The sequence below is a fragment of the Kitasatospora sp. NPDC053308 genome (assembly GCF_055585785.1).
Genome location: NZ_JBVJJY010000001.1, coordinates 1,000,155 through 1,017,269, shown reverse-complemented (window position 1 = coordinate 1,017,269; position 17,115 = coordinate 1,000,155). Strand labels below are relative to the sequence as shown.

Annotated in this window: 12 protein-coding genes; 3 read left to right on the top strand and 9 right to left on the bottom strand. The window is 74.8% G+C overall.

Going from position 1 to position 17,115, the window contains the following annotated elements; genetic code table 11:
• Positions 1–73 precede the first annotated feature (73 nt).
• A complete protein-coding gene (locus ACZ6Y7_RS04750; protein ID WP_465756361.1) occupies positions 74–778 on the bottom strand; it encodes a LuxR C-terminal-related transcriptional regulator in 705 nt (234 codons plus the stop codon).
• Positions 771–2,231 carry a PspC domain-containing protein gene (locus ACZ6Y7_RS04745; protein WP_465756360.1) on the bottom strand — a complete coding sequence of 487 codons (1,461 nt, stop codon included), beginning with the start codon at positions 2,229–2,231 and terminating at the stop codon, positions 771–773. The genes ACZ6Y7_RS04750 and ACZ6Y7_RS04745 overlap by 8 nt, the downstream gene beginning before the upstream one ends.
• Before the next feature lie 134 nt (positions 2,232–2,365).
• Between ACZ6Y7_RS04745 and ACZ6Y7_RS04740 the strand changes: the two genes are divergently transcribed.
• Positions 2,366–3,802: a PspC domain-containing protein gene (locus tag ACZ6Y7_RS04740; RefSeq protein WP_465756359.1), complete on the top strand. Its 1,437-nt coding sequence runs from the start codon at positions 2,366–2,368 to the stop codon at positions 3,800–3,802.
• Positions 3,799–4,008: a hypothetical protein gene (locus tag ACZ6Y7_RS04735; RefSeq protein WP_465756358.1), complete on the top strand. Its 210-nt coding sequence runs from the start codon at positions 3,799–3,801 to the stop codon at positions 4,006–4,008. Before ACZ6Y7_RS04740 ends, ACZ6Y7_RS04735 begins: the two co-directional genes overlap by 4 nt.
• 76 nt (positions 4,009–4,084) lie before the next feature.
• Here the strand turns inward: ACZ6Y7_RS04735 and ACZ6Y7_RS04730 are convergent, their stop codons facing one another.
• The 7 genes from ACZ6Y7_RS04730 to ACZ6Y7_RS04700 all read right to left on the bottom strand — a co-directional run bounded on the left by ACZ6Y7_RS04730 (position 4,085) and on the right by ACZ6Y7_RS04700 (position 16,548).
• A complete protein-coding gene (locus tag ACZ6Y7_RS04730) occupies positions 4,085–5,104 on the bottom strand; it encodes a Rieske 2Fe-2S domain-containing protein (RefSeq protein ID WP_465756357.1) in 1,020 nt (339 codons plus the stop codon).
• Positions 5,105–5,304: 200 nt separating this feature from the next.
• Positions 5,305–6,873 carry a glutamine-hydrolyzing GMP synthase gene (guaA, locus tag ACZ6Y7_RS04725; RefSeq protein ID WP_465756356.1) on the bottom strand — a complete coding sequence of 523 codons (1,569 nt, stop codon included), beginning with the start codon at positions 6,871–6,873 and terminating at the stop codon, positions 5,305–5,307.
• Positions 6,874–7,914: 1,041 nt separating this feature from the next.
• Positions 7,915–9,621, bottom strand: a complete 1,707-nt coding sequence (locus ACZ6Y7_RS04720; RefSeq protein WP_465756355.1) for a hypothetical protein — start codon at positions 9,619–9,621, stop codon at positions 7,915–7,917.
• Positions 9,622–9,943: 322 nt separating this feature from the next.
• Positions 9,944–11,731 carry a GMC oxidoreductase gene (locus ACZ6Y7_RS04715; RefSeq protein WP_465756354.1) on the bottom strand — a complete coding sequence of 596 codons (1,788 nt, stop codon included), beginning with the start codon at positions 11,729–11,731 and terminating at the stop codon, positions 9,944–9,946.
• Between the two features lie 107 nt (positions 11,732–11,838).
• Positions 11,839–13,470 (bottom strand): succinic semialdehyde dehydrogenase, encoded by a 1,632-nt coding sequence (locus tag ACZ6Y7_RS04710; RefSeq protein ID WP_465756353.1) that lies wholly within the window; start codon positions 13,468–13,470, stop codon positions 11,839–11,841.
• Positions 13,471–13,557: 87 nt separating this feature from the next.
• Positions 13,558–15,321, bottom strand: a complete 1,764-nt coding sequence (locus tag ACZ6Y7_RS04705; RefSeq protein WP_465756352.1) for a serine/threonine-protein kinase — start codon at positions 15,319–15,321, stop codon at positions 13,558–13,560.
• 150 nt (positions 15,322–15,471) lie between these two features.
• On the bottom strand, positions 15,472–16,548 hold the full coding sequence (locus ACZ6Y7_RS04700) for a serine/threonine-protein kinase (RefSeq protein WP_465756351.1): 1,077 nt from the start codon (positions 16,546–16,548) through the stop codon (positions 15,472–15,474).
• A gap of 56 nt (positions 16,549–16,604) precedes the next feature.
• Here ACZ6Y7_RS04700 and ACZ6Y7_RS04695 point away from each other — a divergent pair, with 56 nt between their 5' ends.
• Positions 16,605–17,114 (top strand): SHOCT domain-containing protein, encoded by a 510-nt coding sequence (locus ACZ6Y7_RS04695; protein ID WP_465756350.1) that lies wholly within the window; start codon positions 16,605–16,607, stop codon positions 17,112–17,114.
• Position 17,115: the final 1 nt, after the last annotated feature.

Sequence of the window (17,115 nt, the reverse complement as noted above, 5' to 3'; positions counted from 1 at the left end):
ATGGCCACCCACCGACAAGCCCGCCCGGCCCGGAGGAATCCGGACCGGACGGGCTCGACCTCGCAGGAGGTGCTCAGACCAGGCGGCGGGCGGTGGCCCAGCGGGTCAGCTCGTGCCGGTTGCTCAGCTGGAGCTTGCGCAGGACGGCGGAGACGTGGCTCTCGACGGTCTTCACCGAGATGAAGAGCTGCTTGGCGATCTCCTTGTAGGCGTAGCCGCGGGCGATCAGCCGCAGCACCTCGCGCTCGCGCTGGGTGAGGCGGTCCAGGTCCTCGTCGACCGGCGGGGTGTCGGTGGCCGCGAAGGCGTCCAGGACGAAGCCGGCCAGGCGCGGCGAGAACACCGCGTCGCCGTCGGCGATCCGGAAGATCGCGTTCACCAGGTCGGTGCCGGTGATGGTCTTGGTGACGTAGCCGCGCGCGCCGCCGCGGATCACGCCGATGACGTCCTCGGCGGCGTCGGAGACGGACAGCGCCAGGAACTTCACCCCTCCCTGCTCGCCCATCACGCCCACCGAGCGGCGCAGCACCTCGACGCCGCCGCCGCCGGGCAGGTGCACGTCGAGCAGCACCACGTCGGGCCTGGTCTCGGCGACCACGCGGACCGCGGAGTCCACGTCGTCGGCCTCGCCCACCACGTCGATGCCGGTCACGTCGGTACGGCCGATCTCGGCCCTGACCCCCGTCCGGAACATCCGGTGGTCGTCCACCAGGACGACCCTGGCCGTGCGCCCCCCGCCTTCGGCCGGGGGGACCCCGATCGGCGCTGCCTCAGTCATCAGTTCTCTCCATCTCCAGCTCGACCTCGGTACCGCCGCCCGCCGCCGGCCGCACCCGAGCGGTGCCGCCGTTGCGCTTCATCCGGCCGATGATCGACTCCCGTACGCCCATCCGGTCCTCCGGCACCGTGTCGGGGTCGAAGCCGGGCCCGTGGTCGCGGACGAACACCGACACCGTCCTCCCCTCGACCTCGGCGTAGACCTGGACCGGTCCCCCGCCACCGTACTTGGCCGCGTTGACGGTCGCCTCCCTCGCGGCCTGCATCTGTGCCGCGATCCTCTCGTCCATCGGGCAGTCGCCGACGATCACCAGCTCCACCTGGACGCCGTGCCGGTCCTCGACCTCGGCGACGGCGGCGCGCAGCGTCTCCGCCATGGTGTCCGGCGCGGCCTCGGCGGCGGCCTCCGGGCGGTACAGCCACAGCCGCAGCTCGCGCTCCTGCGAGCGCGCCAGCCGCAGCACTTCCTTGGGGTCCTCGGCCCGGCGCTGGATCAGGGTCAGGGTGTGCAGCACGGAGTCGTGGATGTGCGCGGCGATCTCGGCGCGCTCCTGGGCGCGGATGCGGGCGGTGCGCTCGGCGCCGAGGTCCTGCCAGAGCCGCAGGCCGTACGGGCCGAGCAGCACCAGCACGCCGGCGAGCACCGCGAGCGAGGCCTCGACGACCGAGCCGAGCGTGGAGCCGCTGCCCTGCATGGCGAGCAGCGCGATGGTGCCGGCCACCGCGAGCAGCACGCCGGCGCCGACCCGGGTGTAGGCACCGCGCCGCTTCTCGCCCTCCTCGATGCCGAACCAGCGCTGCCAGCGCGAGTCGTCGGCCTGCCGCCAGACCAGTGCGACGCCGACGCCGATCGCCAGCAGCGGCCAGGTGTACGGCTTGGCGGTCTGCCAGCCGAGCACGTTGAGCAGGGCGATCACGCCGATCACGACCATGACCAGGGCGGCGAGCTGGCCGAGGCCGCCCTGCCCGGTCTTGGCGGACGGCGCCGCGGCCCCGCCCTCCGCGGGCGCCGCGACCGGCTCGCCCTGCAGCGTGTGCTGCAGGAGCCGGCGCAGCCGGCCCAGCCAGCCGCCGGTGTTGCCCTTGCTCAGCAGCCCGCCCTGCAGCCCGGGCGCGGCCGGCACGAACACCCCGTTGAGGTAGACCCACTGGGCGCCGCCGCGCGCCGCGGGCTCGCCGATGCCGATCGGCACCACGAACCAGAACGCGGCGTACAGCAGGGCGCCGATCCCCTGCGCGAAGAACAGCAGGACGAAGGCGAGCCGCACCCAGCGCACCGGCAGCCCCAGGTGCACCGCCAGGCCGTGCGCGACGCCGCCGAGCATCCGGCCCTGCGGGCTGCGGTAGAGCCGGCGGTACGGCGGCTTCGCGCCGTCGGCCGCGGTGGGGTCGGCGCCGGCCGACGGCGCGGCGTCGGGGGCGAGGGGTCGGGGATCGGTACCGGGGGCTGCCACGCCACCGATGGTTCCACGCGGGCCCCCGCGGGCGCATCAGGGTGGGTCCCTAGGCCGAATCAGGGACAAGTCAGGGTCCGGGCAGGGCTGCTCCCGGTTGGGCCGGACCGGCACCTGCCGCAAGGATGGTGCCCATGACCGAGGACCCCCGCATCGAGGAGGCCGGGCCTGCCGCCCCGCCGGAACCGGAACGCCCGCCACTGACCCGGGCCGAGCACCACCGCGTGGTGGCCGGCGTCTGCGGCGGCCTCGGCCGGCACCTGGACATCGACCCGGTGGTCTTCCGGGTGGTCATCGTGGTGCTCTGCCTCTCCGGTGGCCTCGGACTGTTCCTGTACGGCCTGGCCTGGCTGATCGTCCCGACCGACGACGAGTCCAAGGGCCGCGGCGGGCGCACCGAGCTCCAGCGGGTGCTCACCGGCCGGGTGGACGGCCAGTCGGTCGGCGCGGTGCTGCTGACCGTGATCGGCACCGGGGTGTTCTTCTCCTCGATGGGCGACGGCGACCAGATGTTCCCGCTGCTCCTGCTGGCCGGCCTGGTCTTCCTGGCGGTGCGCTACGACCCGGACCGCCGCCGGGGACGCGGGCGCGGGCGCCGGCACGGCGGCCCCTACGACCGCCACTTCCCGGAGTCCGGCGCCGGGGCCGGGGGCTACGTCTGGCCCCGGCCGGAGCAGGACGAGGCGGCCCGCGCCGGGCACGCCGCCGACCGGGCCGCCGGAACCGTTCCCGCGGACAGCCCGCCGCCGGGCACCGGCGGCTACCTGTGGGACCCGCGCCACCCCGAGCGCAATCCGTACGGCGCCGGCTCCGCGACCCCGACCCCGCCGTTCGGCACCCCGGTGCCACCGGTCGGCGGCCCGGCCCAGCCCTGGTGGCAGCGCACCGACCTGCCCGAGGGCGACCCGCTGCGCAAGGAGAGCCCGAAGCGCCGCCCCGAGCCGGCCGTGGTGCGCCGGCCCCGGGAGGGTTCGGCGCTCGGCTTCTTCGGCCTCCTGCTGGCGATCGGCGCGGGCGCCGCGGTCTGGGCCGCCTCCGCGGGTCACCACAGCCCGACCGTGCGGAGCACGACCGTGCTGGCCACCGCGCTGCTGGTGGTCGGCCTGACCCTGCTGGTCGGCGCGAAGTTCGGCCGGGCCCGCAAGCTCGCCGTGCCCGGCCTGCTGCTCACCCTGGCCCTGGCCTTCGTCGGCCACTCGCCGAACTCGGTGCACGACGCCGTCGGCGAGCGCGACTGGACGGTCGCCACGTCGTCCGAACTGCACGACCGCTACAACCTCGGTGCCGGCACGATCCGGCTGGACCTCTCCGGGCTGGCCCCGGCCGGGGCGGCCCTCTCCACCAAGGTCGACCTCGGCGCCGGCGAGATGACCGTCACCGTGCCGGACGACGTAACCGTGAACGTCACCGCCCGGGTCGGACTCGGCAACGTCGCCGTCCCCGGCGACCGCAGCGACGGCACCGGACGGCACAGCTATCTGATCGGCCCGGCCGACGGCCAGGCCTCCAAGGGCACGCTCAACCTCGAACTCGGCATCGGGCTCGGCGACATCAAGGTGGTCCAGCAGTGAGGAAGCACCGGCTCGACCTGTTCTCGCTGATCGCGGGCGCGCTGTTCACCGTGCTCGCCGTGCTCTACCTGGTCGCGGCGGTGAACGACCGGTCGGTGAACGGCCGGATCGTCATCCCGGTCACCTTCATCGTGCTCGGTGTGGGAGGCCTGGCCGGCGCGGTCGCCGCCGTGGCCCGGCGCGGCCGCCCCGACCGCGAGGAGTAGGGCCGCTCCGCGAGCACCGGGCCGCCGAACCCGCGGCCCCCGAACCCGCGGCCCCCGATCTCCGGCCCTCCGGGCCTCAGCTCTGCTGCGGGCCCAGGACGAGCTTGTCCCCGTCCTTGGTGACGCCGTACTTCGGGAGCGGCTTGTTCGCGGGGCCGGTCACCACCGCGCCGGTGGCCGCGTCGAACACGGAGCCGTGGCAGGGGCAACGCAGTCGGCCGTCCTTCGGGGCGTCCACGGCGCAGCCGGAGTGGGTGCACACCGACGACAGGCCGCAGTACTGGCCCGCCTTGGGCTGCACGATGTAGACGGCGTCGCCGGTGGCCGGGTCCTTGACCTGGGCCGAGCCGCCGACCGGCACGCTCGCGGCGGGCACCGTGGGGGCCGACGCCGGAGCGGCGGAGACCGGGGCCGCCGACTGCTTGGGCGCGGCCTGCTCGTCCCGGCCGAAGGTGCGGGTCAGCGAACCGGAGAGCAGCCCGGCGCCGCCGATCGCGACGGCCGCGATCCCGCCGTCCACCAGCGCCCGGCGCTTGACCTGGTCCTCGGCCAGCCCGCGCGCGCGGTCCCGGCGGGCCCGGCGGGCGAGCCAGCCGTCCACCGACAGGTACGGGGTGCCGGCCAGTACCAGCGGGGTCCAGGCCATCAGGTAGGCGAGGTCGTTGCCGAGGTAGTACGGCGAGACGCTCCAGCTGACGGTCAGCCAGAGGCTGAGGTTGAGCAGCGCGCCGCCGAGGGCGGCGACCCGGCCCCAGAGGCCGAGCAGGGTGCCGAGGCCGACCGCCAGCTCGCCAAAGGCGATGGCGAGCGCGAACAGCGTCGGGTGGTCGAGCGCGGGGCCGAGCAGGAAGGAGATCGGGCTGCCGCCGGCCTTGGCCGCCTGGGTCTGCGAGACGAACGAGGCCGGGTCGCCCGCTCCGGCCAGGAAGTGCGCGTCCGAGAGCTTGTCGAGGGCGGCGTAGACGAAGGTGACTCCGAGGAAGAGCCGCAGCGGCAGCAGGGCGTACCTGGACGCGAGGGCCCGCCGCTGCGCCGCCCGTTCGGCCCGACCGACCGCTCCCCCGCCGGCCGGCACCGGGTTGCTGGCCTCCGACATCGCGTACACCTTCCCTCTCGCCTGCCACTCCCTGACAGATCCGGTCCGCATTCTGCCCGCTCCTGCTCGCTTTCGGTGGGACCTCCCACCTGGAGGGCGGCACCCGCACCGCGAACGGCCGCGCCGCCGCTCCCTCCAGTACGGGAACGACGGCGCGACCGTTCAGGCTCCGGCCGTCGGACCGACGGCCGGCGGGAGGACTACTCCCACTCGATGGTGCCCGGCGGCTTGCTGGTGACGTCGACGACGACGCGGTTCACGTCGCGGACCTCGTTGGTGATCCGGGTGGAGATCCGGGCCAGCACGTCGTACGGCAGGCGGGACCAGTCGGCGGTCATGGCGTCCTCGGAGGAGACCGGACGCAGCACGATCGGGTGGCCGTAGGTGCGGCCGTCGCCCTGCACGCCCACACTGCGCACGTCGGCGAGCAGCACGACCGGGCACTGCCAGATCTCGCGGTCCAGGCCGGCCGCGGTCAGCTCCTCGCGGGCGATCGCGTCCGCGTCGCGGAGCAGGTCCAGACGCTCCTTGGTGACCTCGCCGACGATCCGGATGCCCAGGCCCGGGCCCGGGAACGGCTGGCGCTGGACGATCTCCTCCGGCAGGCCCAGCTCCTGGCCGACCATCCGGACCTCGTCCTTGAACAGCTTGCGCAGCGGCTCGACCAGCTGGAACTGCAGGTCCTCGGGCAGGCCGCCGACGTTGTGGTGGGACTTGATGTTGGCGGTGCCGGTGCCGCCGCCGGACTCCACCACGTCCGGGTACAGGGTGCCCTGGACCAGGAAGTCGACCGACTCGCCGTGCTCGCCGGCCTCGGCGATGATCTCGGCCTGGGCCTGCTCGAAGACCCGGATGAACTCGCGGCCGATGATCTTGCGCTTCTCCTCGGGGTCGGTGACCCCCTTCAGCGCGTTCAGGAAGCGCTCGGCGGCGTCGACGACCTTCAGCTGCACACCGGTGGCGGCCACGAAGTCCTTCTCGACCTGCTCGGTCTCGCCCTTGCGCATCAGGCCGTGGTCCACGTACACGCAGGTCAGCCGGTCGCCGATGGCCTTGTTGACCAGGGCGGCCGCGACCGCGGAGTCCACGCCGCCGGACAGGCCGCAGATCGCGCGCTTGTCGCCGACCTGCTCGCGGATCAGGGCGATCTGCTCCTCGACCACGCTGCCGGTGGTCCAGGTCGGGGCGATGCCGGCGCCGCGGTAGAGGAAGTGCTCCAGGATCTGCTGGCCGTGGTCGGAGTGCAGCACCTCGGGGTGGTACTGGACGCCGTACAGCCGGGCCTCGTCGTTCTCGAAGGCCGCGACCGGGACCAGGTCGGTGGAGGCGGTGACGGTGAAGCCCTCCGGAGCGGCGGAGCAGGCGTCACCGTGCGACATCCACACCGAGTGCTTCGCGGGGACGCCCTCGAACAGGGTGGAGCCGCTGCGGGAGACGGTCAGCGGGGTGCGGCCGTACTCGCGGGCGCCGTTGTTGTCGACGGTGCCGCCCAGCGTCTTGGCCATCAGCTGGAAGCCGTAGCACATGCCGAAGACCGGGACACCGGCCTCGAAGATCGCGCGGTCGAGCTGGGGCGCGCCCTCTTCGTAGACCGACGACGGACCGCCGGAGAGGATGATCGCCTTCGGGTTCTTGGCGAGCATCTCCGCGACCGGCATGCTGCTCGGCACGATCTCGCTGTAGACCCGCGCCTCACGCACCCGACGGGCGATGAGCTGGGCGTACTGGGCACCGAAGTCGACCACCAGGACGGTGTCGTTGTCCGGCACGGACTGGACGGGAATTGCAGAGGACACAGACGGCCTTCCGGCAGCGGTATCGAGGTGTCGCGCTGAACCGCCTCCCCGGCTGGGGCGGCGGCGGCGGACGGGTGTGGGGTGTCTGGACACCGATTCTACCGGGCTGCCCGGTTTCACTCGTCTGCCCGTCCAAAGGACCGTGACCGCGCGGGGCCGAAGTTCGTTGCTTCAGACGACCGCACGGCCGCGCCGCGTCCGCCAGACGCGCCGACCGACCCCCGCGGGGGCACGCCGTACGGCAGCAGGACCACGCGTGGAGCTCCACCCCAGTCCACCGGCGCATGTGGCGCCGCCGCCCGGCTCGCCGGGAGCGCGGCTCCGTGGGACCGTGCGCGGGTGCCGCGGCCGGCCAGCAGGGGACAGCGAACCCGGCCGCGACTGGGCCGAGAGGTGGGACGGCCGGAGTCCGGGGACGCCCGGGACCGGCCGTCGCACCCCCGTCCCGATCCGGGGCACGCCCGGCGCACTTCCCCCGTCCCTTCCGCGCCGCTACGCGCGTCCCCGTGCGCCGCAACCGGCCAGACCGCTACGCACCGTGATCATCGAAGGCCGTCCCAACGACACACGGACCGGAGCGAACTGTGCCGAACCGGTTGCAGAGCGGGGCCTCCGTCCAGCACGATGCTCGGTGTAGGCGGTTCTTCCGGCGCCTGACGGCTCACCGAGGAGGTTCGCCGACGAGATGTCCGCAGTCGCCGCCCAACGGGCGACAGCGGCGTTCACTTCACGCTCCGTGAGCGATGGGACCGGCGCAAACCTCGCTGCCGCCCGCCTCGCCACGGACGCGCGCGCCCCGCACCACCGGCCACCCCCGCCGGAGCCGCGGAGCTGCGGAACCACGACCCGGACCAACCGACACGACGGCGCTCCTCCCCCGGCGCCGTCACCCCAGCACCGGCGCGGCCCTGACGCCGAGTGCTGAGCGACAAAGGGCCCCGTTCCCCCGCGGGGCCCTTTGCCCTGTCCGGGCTCCTGCGCTCCCTCCTCCGAACCCCCGCCCTCCGCCCTCGCTCAGGGGTGCTCGCGCCAGACGCTCGGGTCGACCGGCTCCTCGGCCCGGGACGGCGGCACCTCGGCGGAGCCCGGCGTCCCGGCGGCCGGGGCGGCCGGGGCGGCCGGCTCCTCGTCCGAGCCCAGCACCTCGCTCACCCCGGCCCCGGGGACGGACGGTCCGTCCTGCGCGGCACCGGCCTGCGGGGCTGCGCCGGCCGGGGTTGCGGCGTGCGGGGCGCCGCCCTGCGCCGGAACGCCCTGCGGCGGCGTCGGCCCGGACGGGACACCGCCGGTCGGGACCCCGCCGCCGTACCCGGCGCCCGCGTACCCGGTCCCGTACCCGGTCCCGCCGTACCCGGCGCCCGCGCCCCCGCCGCGGACCGCCGCCAGCAGCGGCGGCACCAGCAGCGCGCCGACCACCGCCCAGACCGCGTTGGCGGCCAGCGCGGTGAGGAAGGTCAGCCCGACCGAGGTCTCCTGGGACGCCACCAGGCCGGAGCCGCCACCGCCCCAACCCGTCGTGGAGCCCGTGAGGGAGGAGGTCCGGGTCACCATCGCGCCGGCCACCGCCATCAGCGGGGTGAGCAGCCCGGTGTGCACGACCGCCAGCCGCAGCCGGTCGGCCGCGTCCAGCTGCCGCCGGTACGCCGTCCAGCCGAGCGTGCCGGCCGCCGCGAGTCCCAGCAGAGCGGCCCAGCGCCAGTCGGCGCTCACCTGGTCGTGCAGGTCGAAGAGGGAGAGGTTCAGGTCGTCGCTGCGGTCGCGCCAGGACGTCCCGCCGGACGTGCCGCTGTGGGCCTGGAAGGTCGCACCCGAACCGAAGCCGAGCAGGGTGAGGCCGAGGTTCGGCAGGAAGGCCAGCGCCAGCCCGATCTGCCCGCCGCTGGTGCTGTTCGCCGCGACCAGGACGAAGGCCACGACGGCGGACAGCGCCACCGACACCGCCAGCGCCCGGCCGGCGGTCAGCGCGGCCACCGCCCAGCCGCGCACCGACCGGCTGCGCCAGGCGGCCCAGCGCAGTGCGTCGGTGCCGTACACGGCGAAGGCCAGGAGACCGGCCGCCAGTACCGTCCAGCCGACCGCCTCCAGCCATCCGGCGCCCGCGGTGGCCACCGGGCGGGACAGGTCCGGGCCGGTAGCGCCCGTGTAGTCCGGGAAGTCGTAGCCGGCCCGCGGCTGCCAGGTCGTCCCGCCGACCGCCCACAGCACCGTGGTGACGGCCCCGAGGACCGCGGCGGTGCGCAGCGCCTCCCCGGCGGCCTGGCCCCGGGTCAGCTGACCCGCCACCGCCTTGCGCCGGCGCAGTCCGGCCCGCAGACCGGCCCAGAGCGCCAGGCCCCACAGCACGGTGACGGTCATCGGCGCGATCCGGATGACGAGGTCCATCCGCTCGGCGTGGCCGCGGCTCAGCGGGCTCTGGTAGCCGAGCTCGAACGGCGCGCCGAGTGCGTTCAGCGCCATCGACAGGGTCGCGCCGAAGCGGTCGCCGAACTCGGGCGAGCGGAACCGGTACTCGACCTGGTAGTCGCCGGGGACGGCCGCGATCAGCGCCGCCAGCAGCAGCACCAGGGTCGGCGCGACGGCCGCCCTGAGCGCCGGGCGCCAGTCGGCCCCGGTCAGCAGCCGGTGGACGGGCGACGGCTGCGTGTACGGCCGTCCGGCGCCCCAGCTGCCCAGCGCGGGCGGGGCGGGCGCCGGCCCGCCGGGGCCCTGGCCCGACGGCAACGGCGGCAACGGCGGCGGGGACGGCACCGCCCCCGGCGGGTACCCGGGCGGTCCGGGCGGCGGAGCCGCCGACAGGCCGGCCGCGGGCGGCGCGGCGGGCGGCGCCGGGGGTACGGGCGGTGGCGCGAGCGGCCGGCCGCACGAACCGCAGGCCCTCGCCCCCTCCACCGAAGTCGCGCCGCACGATGCGCAGTTGGCCATGGACCGGTGTCCCCCCGCTCGACGATTCCCTGGGTCGCCCCAGGGAGCCCGTTTATCCCACCGGACTCGAACGGATGTCAACCGGGAACCGCAGCAGGCGGGTTGACCGACCGGACCGCGCTCAGCCGCGCTTCTTCGGGACCTCCGGGACGGGCAGCACCGGCAGCCGCAGCGCGCCGAACGCGCCCTCCGGCACGGCCGGCCGCACCGGTGCCACCGGGCCGACCCGCCGGTACGCCTCGCCCTGCGCCGGGCGCGGGTCCGCCTCGCCCTTGTTGGGCCACATCGACAGCGCCCGCTCGGCCTGGGCGGTGATGGTGAGCGAGGGGTTGACGCCGAGGTTGGCGGAGACCGCCGAGCCGTCCACCACGCTGATCCCCGGGTGCCCGTACAGCCGGTGGTACGGGTCGACCACGCCGGTCCCGGGGGCGTCGCCGATCGGGCAGCCGCCGAGGAAGTGGGCGGTCATCGGGATGTCGAAGATCTCGCCGACGGTGCTGCCCGCGAAGCCGTTGATCTCGTCGGCCAGCGCCTGGGCGCCGCGCTCGGCGGCCGGGATCCAGGTCGGGTTGGGCTCGCCGTGGCCCTGCGAGGAGGTGAGCCGGGCCTTGCCGAGCGGGCCCTTCTTCAGCGAGACGGTGATCGAGTTGTCCAGCGACTGCATCACCAGGCCGATGATCGTCTTCTCGGACCACCCGCGCTGGTCCATCGAGCGGGCGAAGGTCACCGGGTGGCGGACCGAGTTGCCCAGGTAGCGCAGCCAGCGCGGGACGGCTCCACCGCCCTTGACCTGGGCGATCGACAGCGCGCCCATCGCGTTGGAGCCCTTGCCGTAGCGGACCGGCTCGATGTGGGTGTTGGCGTCCGGGTGGATCGAGGAGGTGATCGCGACGCCCTTGGTGAAGTCCGCCTTGGCGCCGTAGCGCCGGTCGGTGGTCTGCGCGCCCACCAGCGCCTCGGAGTTGGTGCGGGTCAGCTCGCCGAGCCGCGCCGAGATCCGGGGCAGGTGCCCGTCGGCGCGCATCCGGTGCAGCAGCGACTGGGTGCCGTAGGTGCCGGCCGCGACCACCACCCGGGCGGCGGTGATGGTCCGCGCGCCCGCCTTCACCCGGTCCGTCCTCGACCGCGAGTCGGTGCGGCGCACGTCCACCGCGTAGCCGCCGCCCGATTCCCGGATCCGGGCCACCGTGGTGAGCGGGTGGATCTCCGCGCCGCCCCGCTCGGCCAGGTACAGGTAGTTCTCGGTGAGCATGTTCTTGGCGCCGTGCCGGCAGCCGGTCATGCACTCGCCGCACTCCACGCAGGCCTTGCGGGCCGGTCCGGCGCCCCCGAAGTACGGGTCGGCGACCTCGTCGCCCGGCGCCGCCTTGGCCGTGCCCTCGGCGTCCTTGCCGTCGCCGAAGAACACCCCGACCGGCGCCATGTGGAAGGTGTCGGCGACGCCCATCCGCTCGGCGGCGGCCTTGAGGTGGACGTCGGAGGGGGTGACGGTCGGGTTGAGCCGGACCCCGAGCATTCGCTGCGCCTGGTCGTAGAACGGCGCCAACTCCTCCTGCCAGTCGGTGATGTGGCGCCACTGGCGGTCCTCGAAGAACGCCTTCGGTGGCACGTAGAGGGTGTTGGCGTAGTTCAGCGAGCCGCCGCCGACCCCGGCACCGGCCAGGATCAGCACGTTGGCCAGCAGGTGGATCCGCTGGATGCCGTACAGCCCGAGCTGCGGCGCCCACAGGTAGTTCGGCAGGTCCCAGGAGTTCCTGGGCAGTTCGTCCCGCTCGAAGCGCCGCCCGGCCTCCAGGACGGCGACCCGGTAGCCCTTCTCGGTCAGCCGCAGCGCCGCGACCGAACCGCCGAAGCCGGACCCGACCACGACCACGTCGTAGTCGAACTCCGCACCGTCGGACTCCACCATCTGCCACCGCTCCTTCGCCGGGTTGAACATGCCTCTGGGAACCGCGAGTCGGGGCCCGAGACGCTCGGGGCCCCGGGTGACGCCGCGCCTGGGGACGCGCCCCGGGCCTAGCGGAAGCGCAGCGCCTTGAGCGCGCGCAGCCCGCCGGTCATCACGGCGGCGAACTTCTCGTCGTCCAGGCCGAACGAGGGCGCGATCGGCATCAGCCGCTGGGTCGCGATGGTCTGCGCCTCGGTGAAGCGCAGCAGGCCCTCGGCGCCGTGCCGGCGGCCCAGCCCGGAGTCGCCCATGCCGCCCATCGGGGAGGCGACCGAGCCGTACGCGGCCGCGTAGGCCTCGTTGACGTTGACCGTGCCGGTGCGCAGCCGGGCCGCGACCGCCCGGCCGCGCCGCAGGTCCTTGGTCCAGACGCTGGAGTTCAGGCCGTACGGCGTGGAGTTGGCGGCGGCCACCGCCTCCTCCTCGGTGTCGAAGCGGTAGACGGAGACGACCGGGCCGAAGGTCTCCTCGGCGCAGACCGCCATGTCGGGGGTGACGCCGTCGAGGATGGTCGGCTCGAAGAAGAACGGCCCGAGGTCCGGCCGGGCGCGGCCGCCGGCCAGCACGGTGGCGCCCGCCTTGACCGCCTCCTCCACGTGCCGGGTGGTGGTCTCCAGCTGGCGGGCGGAGACCAGCGAGCCCATGTCCGCGCCGTACGCGAGACCGCCGCCGAGGCGCAGCGCCCGGGTGCGGGCGGCGAAGCGCTCCAGGAACTCGTCGGCCACCGAGCGGTGCACCAGCAGCCGCTCGATCGAGATGCACAGCTGCCCGGCGGAGGAGAAGCAGGCCCGGACGGCGCCCGCGGCGGCGGCGTCGAGGTCGGCGTCGGAGAGCACCAGCATGGCGTTCTTGCCGCCGAGTTCGAGCGAGGCGCCGACCAGCCGGGCGGCGGCGCGCTGGGCGACGTCGCGGCCGGTGCGGGTGGAGCCGGTGAACGAGACGTAGTCGGCGTGCTCCACCACGGCGGGGCCGATCACCGGTCCGTCGCCGATCACGACCTGCCACAGGTCGGCCGGCAGCCCGGCCTCGACCAGCAGCTCACGGGCCCACAGCGCGGTGAGCGCGGTCTGCGTGTCCGGCTTGTTGACCACCGCGTTGCCGGCCACGAAGGCGGGCAGGGCGTCACCGACGGACAGCTCCAGCGGGTAGTTCCAGGGTGAGATGTGGCCGATCACGCCCTTGGGGCGGCGGGCCTCGACCGCGTGGGTGAGCACCGGCAGCGCCCCGCCGCGCCGCTTGTCCTTGAGGTGGCTGTGCGCGGTCCGCCCGTAGTGCCGGGCGGCCATGGCGACGGCCAGCACCTCCTCGAAGGCGTGCAGCCGGGCCTTGCCGGTCTCCGCCTGGATCAGGTCGAGCACCTCGTCCTGCCGCTTGAGCAGCAGGTCGTGGAAGCGCAGCAGGACGGCGGCGCGGCGGCGCACCGGCAGCGCGGCCCAGGCCGACTGGGCGCGGCGGGCGAGCTGGTAGGCGACCTCGACGTCGGCCGGGGTGGACCGCGGCAGGCCGGCCAGCCGCTCGCCGGTCAGCGGGGCGACGGTCTCCACCAGGTCGGGCTCGCCGGTCGCGGTGACGCCGGCGGCCAGCCGGGCGACCAGGGCCTGGGGCACGGCGGCCGCGACGGTCCGGCCGCCGCCGGGAGCCGCCGGGTTGCCGGCGCCGGGGTGTTCGGTGGCCACTGCATCTGCTGTGAGGTCCGACATACGGCGCAGCCTAGGCCTTCGGCGCCCGCTCCGGTACCCGTCGGTAACAAGAATCTGCCGCAGTCGGGCGAAACCGGGCGCCCCCGCTCAGCGGGTCGGCGTGAAGTCGCGGAGCACCGCGTTGAAGCGCTGTTCGGCCTCGTTCCACTCGTTGCCCTTCTCCGGGCTGGAGGAGTAGATCGCGTAGCTGGTGCCGTCGTCGTCGATGAACTCGGCCTCGACCGCCCGCCGCCGCCCGCCGCCCTGGGCGGCGTAGCTGAACTCCCAGACCGCCGCCTCGTGGCCGTTCACCGCGACGCTCGTCATCTTGTGCTGCTTGTAGTCCTTGAGCGACTTGGAGACGGAACCCTCCATCTGCCGCATGTGCTCCAGCGGCTTGACCGACTGCCCGACGGTGACCGCGAACTGCAGGTAGTGCGTCTTGTTGTCAGGGCTGTAGTAGATCTGGTTGTCGGGCGTGGTCGAGCGCTGCCAGGCCGGGTTTCCGGAGGGCAGCGGGAAGCGGAAGCCGGCCGGGTCGTCGACCCAGTGGTAGCCGGTGGGCGCCGCCGCCGAGGGGCTGGTGTCGCTGCTGGGGCCCGGCCCGGTCGAGTCGACCGGCGCGGTCGGGGTCGGGTCGTCGGAGTCGCCGTCCACCACGTGCCGGGTGGCGAGGAAGGTCCCCGCGGCCGCGAGCAGGCCGACGGCCACCGCGATGGCGACGATCTTCGCGGTGCTGCGGCGCTTGGCCGGTCCGCGCGCGGGCGTGACGGAGTGCGCCACCGGCGCGACCGGCGTGGTGTGCGCCGGCGCCGGCACCGTCCCACCCCCGGCCGTCTCCTGGACGAGGGGAACGGCGGGCACGGCGGCGGCCGCCGCGCGCGGTTCCGTCGGCCCCTCGGAGCCCACGGACCCCTCCGCTCCCGCGGTGCCCTCCTCCGCGGCCGCCCCGGCGCCGGCTCTGCGGTCCACCACCGGCACCGACTGGGTGGGCGAGCGCACCGGAGCGACCGGCTTGAAGCCCATGGTGTGCCCGGCCTGCACCTCGGCCAGCATCCGCGCCGCCTCGTCCGCGGTCGGCCGGTCGGCCGGGTCCTTGGCCATCAGCGCGGCCAGCACCGGCCCCAGCGGCCCGGCCCGGCGGGACTCCGGCAGCGGCTCGTCGACCACCGCGGCGAGCGTGGTGATCGGCGAGTCCCGGCGGAACGGCGACTGGCCCTCGACCGCCGCGTACAGCGTCGCCCCCAGGCCCCACAGGTCGGAGGCCGGCCCCGGCCGCTCGCCCTGGGCGCGTTCCGGCGCCAGGTAGTCCGGCGATCCGACCAGGTCGCCCGGCCGGGTCAGCTCGGTCGAGCCCTCGTACTTCGCGATGCCGAAGTCCAGCAGCACCACCCGCCCGGTACCGCGCTCCAGCAGCACGTTGGCCGGCTTCACGTCCCGGTGCAGCACGCCCAGCTGGTGGCCGCGGTGCAAGGCGGCGAGCACCTGGCTGCCGACCTCGGCGGCGGCGCGCGGCGGCAGGGTGCCGTCCTGGCTGATCACGTCGGCCAGCGAGCGGCCGTCGACCAACTCCATCACGATCCACGGCCGGCCGTCCTGCTCCAGCACGTCGTGCACGGTGATCACACCGGGGTGCTTGATCCGCGCGGCCGCGCTGGCCTCGCGCTTCATCCGGGTGTGCAGGATCTGCAGGTCCTCCTCGGGCAGGTGGTTGACGGTCAGCTCCTTGACCGCGACCTCACGGTCGAGCATCCGGTCCCAGGCCCGCCAGACGGTGCCCATGCCGCCCCGGCCGAGCCGCTCGCCGAGCTCGTACCGCCCGGCCAACAGCCGCTCCGCGTCGGCCGCCTCCGGCCGGTCCTGCACACCCATCTGCGACCGCTCCCCCACACATCCCGCCTGCCGTCACCGCGACGGAGGGCCTGGTGCAGACCACTGTTCGAACAAATCCCACGCACACATTAGGCGTACCTCGACGCCCCCGGTAATCACGCCCACCCCCCGACCGGTCCGCCCGGGCCGTCAGCCTGCGAACAGCACCACGGCGGCCATTCCCAGCGCGAGCAGGACGAAGACCCCCGCCACCAGCAGCGGGCCCAGGAGGAAGGGGGGTATCCGAGGCGGTTTCACCCCGGCGTTCCCGGTGTCCCCGCCCTTTCCCCCGCGCCGACGCGGCCGCACCGGCACCAGCGGCGCCTCCGGCTTCAGCGTCAGCGCCCGCGCCACCCGCTCCTCGTCCACCGGCTCCGGCGCGCCCGTCAGCAGCTGCGCCAGCTCCCGGCCCACCGCCTCGGCGGTCGGCCGCAGCGCCGGGTCCGGCTGCAGCAGCCGCTCGACCAGCGGCCCGAGCGGCCCGCAGACCGCCGAGTGCTCGCGCCGCCCGTCCCGCACCGCCGTCACCAGCTCCGGCACACCGCCCTCCGGGTACGGCGACCGTCCGGTCACCAGCCGGTGCACCAGCACCCCGAGCGCCCAGCAGTCCCCCGCCGGGCCGCCGTCCAGCGGCCAGCGCTCCGTCACCGGGCCGACCAGGGTGGCCCGTACGTCGTACCGGCGCCGGCCGCCCGGCCCGCCGAGCTCCTCGGCCAGCGCCTCCTCCGCGACCCCGGCGAGCAGCCCGCCGAGCATCGCCGCGCCGTCCTCGCAGACCAGCACCGACCCGGCGGTCAGGTTGCCGTGGCTGAGCCCGGCCCCGTGCAGCGCCCGCAGCGCACCGGCCAGGTCGGCCGCCATCTCGGCGGCCCGGTACGGCGGCACCGGCCCTTCGGCCAGCAGCTCGGCCGCCGTCAGCCCGGCCGGCCGCTCCTCCACCGTCCACAGCGCCTCGCCCTCGACGAAGGCCCCGACCCCGCGCAGCAACCGCGGGTGCGCGGCCGGAGCGGCCGAGCCGACCGCCGCCACCCGCTTCACCAGCCGGTCCGCCTGGGCCGGCACCGCGTCCTCGGGATCCTGACCGGCGGTCAGCAGGGCGGGCAGCTCCAGGCCGCGCAGCAGCACCGTCTCCCCGGTCCGCTCGTCCACCGCGTGGGCGCGCCACGGTCCGGGACGGTCCGTCAGCCGGTACCGTCCCGCCATCAACTGCCCGGGGCCGCCTCGCATGCCAGTTCCTCTCGCTCACGAGCAGCCTACTGAGCGGCTCCCTTACGCTCGGTCCCATGGAATGGACCGATCTGATCGAGCCCGCCCTCAAGGCGGCGGGAAACAGCACCCGAGCCGAAACCGTCCACTCGCTCCAAGAGACCGCCATCGAGGGTGAGAAGCCGGTCGCCTCCACCCCCGGGCGCCACCCGGACCACTTCCGCAAGGGGGTGCTCGTGCTCACCACCCACCGGTTGCTCTTCCTGAAGGACGGGAAGCCGCCGATACCGGTTCCGCTCACCGCCGTCACCGACGCCACCGTGGCCCACAGCAAGATCAACGGAGATGTGCTGACCGTCATCGCGCTGACCGGTTCGCACCGCTTCGAGGAGGTGGTCAAAGCCGACGTCTTCGCCGAGCAGGTCCGCGCGGCCGCCCGGGCCGCCCGCACCGCGCCGGCCCCGCAGAAGCCGGCCGCCGACGGCGAGCAACTCATCGGCCATCTGGAGCGGCTGGCCGCCCTGCACGCCTCCGGGGCGCTCACCGACGAGGAGTTCACCCGGGCCAAGCAGCGCCTGATCGGCTGAC